The sequence below is a fragment of the Streptomyces sp. NPDC001348 genome, assembly GCF_053597535.1.
Genome location: NZ_JBSFIK010000015.1, coordinates 142,376 through 145,730 on the forward strand (window position 1 = coordinate 142,376; position 3,355 = coordinate 145,730).

The window sequence follows — 3,355 nt, forward strand, 5'->3', positions numbered from 1 at the left end:
GGTCATGTTGAGGTGTCCGGAGGCCGCGTATGTCTTGTGCCCGGAGATCTGCAGCACCGGCTCGCCGTCGTGGTCCCCCAGGGTGTTCACGGTCGGCCCCGGAGACATCTCCGAGTACGGCACGGGAATGAAGACCCCCGCGCACAGGAGCGCGATCAGCATCAGGGTGGAGGCGAGCATCGTCGCGGTGCGGCGTGGCATGCATCGACAGTACGGGACGCCTCTGTCAGCGCACCGTCAGGGCCGCCCTTGTACCGTGCCCGTCAAGTGCCGGAGTGGGACCTCTCCATGGCCTCGCGGAAACGGGCGTATCCGTCCAGCTCGGGACCGTCGTTCCGTGCTCTCCGCGTCCGGTTGGCCCACGTGCCCCACAGACCGGCGCCGATCGCAGCCACCAGCGGAATCAACAACCAGGCGAGCGCCGCCATGCCGACCTCCCAACCCCATGCGAGTGTCCGCAACTGACTGATCAGCAGATTAGCCTTCCGTCCTGACAACGCTCGCGGCAGGGGTGCGGTTACGCAACCGGGAGACGGCGCGTGCACTCAGCAGGCGCCGACCCACTCCTCGGTGCCGTCCGAGAACTTCTGGTGCTTCCAGATCGGCACCTCGTGCTTGAGGTCGTCGATCAGCTTCCGGCAGGCCTCGAACGCGTCCGCCCGGTGCGGACACGCCACCCCGACGACGACGGCGAGATCCCCCACCCGGAGGTCACCCACACGGTGTACGGCCGCCAGTGCCCGCACCGGATACTCCGCGACGACCTTCTCCGCGATCCGCCGCATCTCGGCCTCCGCACTGGGGTGGCACGAATACCCCAGCGCGTCCACGTCGGCGCCCCCGTCGTGATTGCGCACGGTCCCCACGAACAGCGCGATTCCGCCGGCGGCGTCGTCACCGACGGCCTGGAAGACCTCGTCCACGGAGAGGGCGGTCTCCCGGACCCCGATCAGCCTGACGGGATCCTGAGCGGCGCGCTCTCCGGGGTGCTCACTGGTGGGTGCCATGCCCCCCATCGTGCCACCTCACGGGGGAAGCCCCGGGGCGGGAACGAGAAGGGCGGCGCTGGCGGGCCCCCTCAGATCCGCCGTCGTGCCTTGCGGGCCCGCCGCACCACGGCGGCGGCGCCCAGCAGAGCCACCGTCGCGCCCGCTGCCCCCGCCGCGGTCGCGTCCTTGCGCCCCAGCCGCCGCCCGGCCACCGTGTGCCGCCCGGCGACCTCCTCCAGCAGCTCCTCGAGGACCTCCTCGTTGGTCCACTTCGGACGCCACCCGGCGTCGTGCAACCGGCTCCCGCTCACCACCCACGGGTACATCGTGTAGGCGAGATCCCCGGCCGGCGACGGAGTGAGCCCGATCCGGTGCAACCGCGCCGCCGCCCCCAGCGCCACCGCGGACGGCAACTCCATCCGCCGGATCCCGCTCAGCTCCTCGACCTCCTCCTGTTCCAGCCACCCGTCGCACCCGACGGCCAGTTCCCCGTCGACCTTCTCCAGCACCGCGTACTCCAGCGCGGTGCACAGGTCCTCGACATGACAGAACTGCCAGGCCGGCCGCGACCCGGCCACCACCAGCAGCCGGGGCGACTCGAAGTAGCGCGTCAGCGCGGTGTCGGTGCCTCCGACCAGGACCGCGGGCCGGACCACGGTGACGTTCAGCCCCGGATGCGCCCGCGGAGCGCGCCGCGCCAGCCGCTCGATCTCCAGCAGGTCCCCGACCCCGGTCGCCTCGGCCGTCGCCCGTAGCTCCGCGTCCTCCGACAACGGCAGCTCGTTGTCCGGCAGCGCCCCGTAGACCATCGCGGAGGTGCACAGCACCACCCGGTGCACCCCGGCCGCCGCCGCGGCGGTCAGCACGGTCTGCGTCCCCCGGACGTTGTAAGCCGTACGCGCCGCCGGATCGGTCTCCAGATCCAGGTCCAGCGCGAGGTGGACGACGACGTCGGCGCCCCGCAGCTTGTCCGCGATCGCCGGGTCCCGCACGTCGAGGATGTGCCACTGCGCCGCCGCGCACTCCCCGCGCCGCTCGTCGATGGCCACGACCTGCTTGACCCCGTCCGACGCGGCGAGCCGCTCGGTGAGCAGCGCGCCGACCCCGGTGGCGGCACCGGTGACGGCGACGACGGGCCCGCGCGCGGCGGGACCGGTTGAATGGTTTCGCGCTGCGCGAACCTGCGGATCTGGGGAACTCACCAGGCGTCTCCAGCGGTTGTCTTCAGTACGAGCGCGGGTGACGCGTACGTACCAGGTGGCATCCATCCTGCCGCAGGCCGAGAGTCGGCGAAGCACCGAGGCCCGATCGGGTCGGGGTGTCTACGCTGGGTGGTGTTGTCGGGCAGCCGCGCCGCCGGGAGAACCGGTGGCCTTACCAGCCGAGGAACCCAGTGAGTGACACCCCATTCGGATTCGGCCTTCCGCCGGAGGAGCCGGAGGACGGCGACGAGGGCAAGAAGAAGGACCAGGAGAGCGGTGGTGGGCAGGGACCGGCCAACCCGTTCGGTTTCGGGCTGCCCGGAGCCGGAGGCTTTGGCGGCCCCGGCGCCGACAATCCGCTCGCGGCCATGTTCGGTTCGCTGAACCCCACCGACCTGGGCGCCGCCTTCCAGCAGCTGGGCCAGATGCTCTCCTACGAGGGCGGCCCGGTGAACTGGGACATGGCCAAGCAGATCGCCCGCCAGACGGTCTCCCAGGGCAGCCCTGGCGGCGTCAAGGACTCGAGCGTCGGCCCCGCCGAGCGGCAGTCGGTGCAGGAGGCCGTCCGGCTGGCCGATCTGTGGCTGGACGACGCGACGTCCCTGCCGTCCGGTGCGGGCACCGCGGTGGCCTGGTCCCGCGCGGAGTGGGTGGAGGCGACCCTGCCGGCCTGGCAGGAGCTCGTCGACCCGGTCGCCGAGCGGGTCGGCGCGGCCATGGGCGACGTCCTGCCGGAGGAGATGCAGGCCATGGCGGGCCCGCTGATCGGCATGATGCGCTCGATGGGCGGCGCCATGTTCGGCACGCAGATCGGTCAGGCCGTGGGCGTGCTCGCGGGCGAGGTGGTCGGCTCCACCGACATCGGCCTGCCGCTGGGCCCGGCCGGCAAGGCCGCGCTGCTGCCGGTGAACGTGGACGCGTTCGGCCAGGACCTGGGCGTGCCGAAGGAGGAGGTGCGGCTGTACCTCGCCCTGCGCGAGGCCGCCCACCAGCGCCTGTTCGCGCACGTGCCGTGGCTGCGCTCGCACCTGTTCGGCGCGGTCGACGGCTACGCGCGCGGGATCAAGGTCGACACCGCCAAGCTGGAGGACGTGGTCGGCCAGTTCGACCCGCAGAATCCCGAGCAGCTGCAGGACGCCCTGCAGCAGGGAATGTTCCAGCCAG

The 3,355-nt window shown here is 72.0% G+C and carries 4 protein-coding genes and 1 pseudogene; 1 reads left to right on the forward strand and 4 read right to left on the reverse strand.

Features of this window, described 5'->3' with window-relative positions:
• The 4 genes and pseudogenes from ACWC21_RS18270 to ACWC21_RS18285 form a co-directional block, all read right to left on the reverse strand.
• Window positions 1-201 (reverse strand): annotated as a pseudogene (locus ACWC21_RS18270) (PDZ/DHR/GLGF domain-containing protein); the annotation flags it as partial.
• A 62-nt stretch (window positions 202-263) separates the two neighbouring features.
• Entirely contained in the window at window positions 264-428 is a 165-nt protein-coding gene (locus ACWC21_RS18275; RefSeq protein WP_450882913.1) for a hypothetical protein, read from the reverse strand.
• Between the two features lie 117 nt (window positions 429-545).
• Window positions 546-1,007, reverse strand: a complete 462-nt coding sequence (locus tag ACWC21_RS18280) for a molybdenum cofactor biosynthesis protein MoaE (protein ID WP_450882915.1) — start codon at window positions 1,005-1,007, stop codon at window positions 546-548.
• Between the two features lie 71 nt (window positions 1,008-1,078).
• A complete protein-coding gene (locus tag ACWC21_RS18285; protein WP_450882917.1) occupies window positions 1,079-2,191 on the reverse strand; it encodes an SDR family oxidoreductase in 1,113 nt (370 codons plus the stop codon).
• A gap of 191 nt (window positions 2,192-2,382) precedes the next feature.
• Here ACWC21_RS18285 and ACWC21_RS18290 point away from each other — a divergent pair.
• A partial coding sequence (locus tag ACWC21_RS18290) for a zinc-dependent metalloprotease (RefSeq protein ID WP_450882919.1) occupies window positions 2,383-3,355 on the forward strand: 973 nt, incomplete at its 3' end.

Bases quoted from the DNA above. Each gene is read 5' to 3' on its own strand.
- ACWC21_RS18275 (WP_450882913.1), bottom strand. From the start codon at position 428: ATGGCGGCGCTCGCCTGGTTGTTGATTCCGCTGGTGGCTGCGATCGGC.
- ACWC21_RS18280 (WP_450882915.1), bottom strand. From the start codon at position 1,007: ATGGCACCCACCAGTGAGCACCCCGGAGAGCGCGCCGCTCAGGATCCC.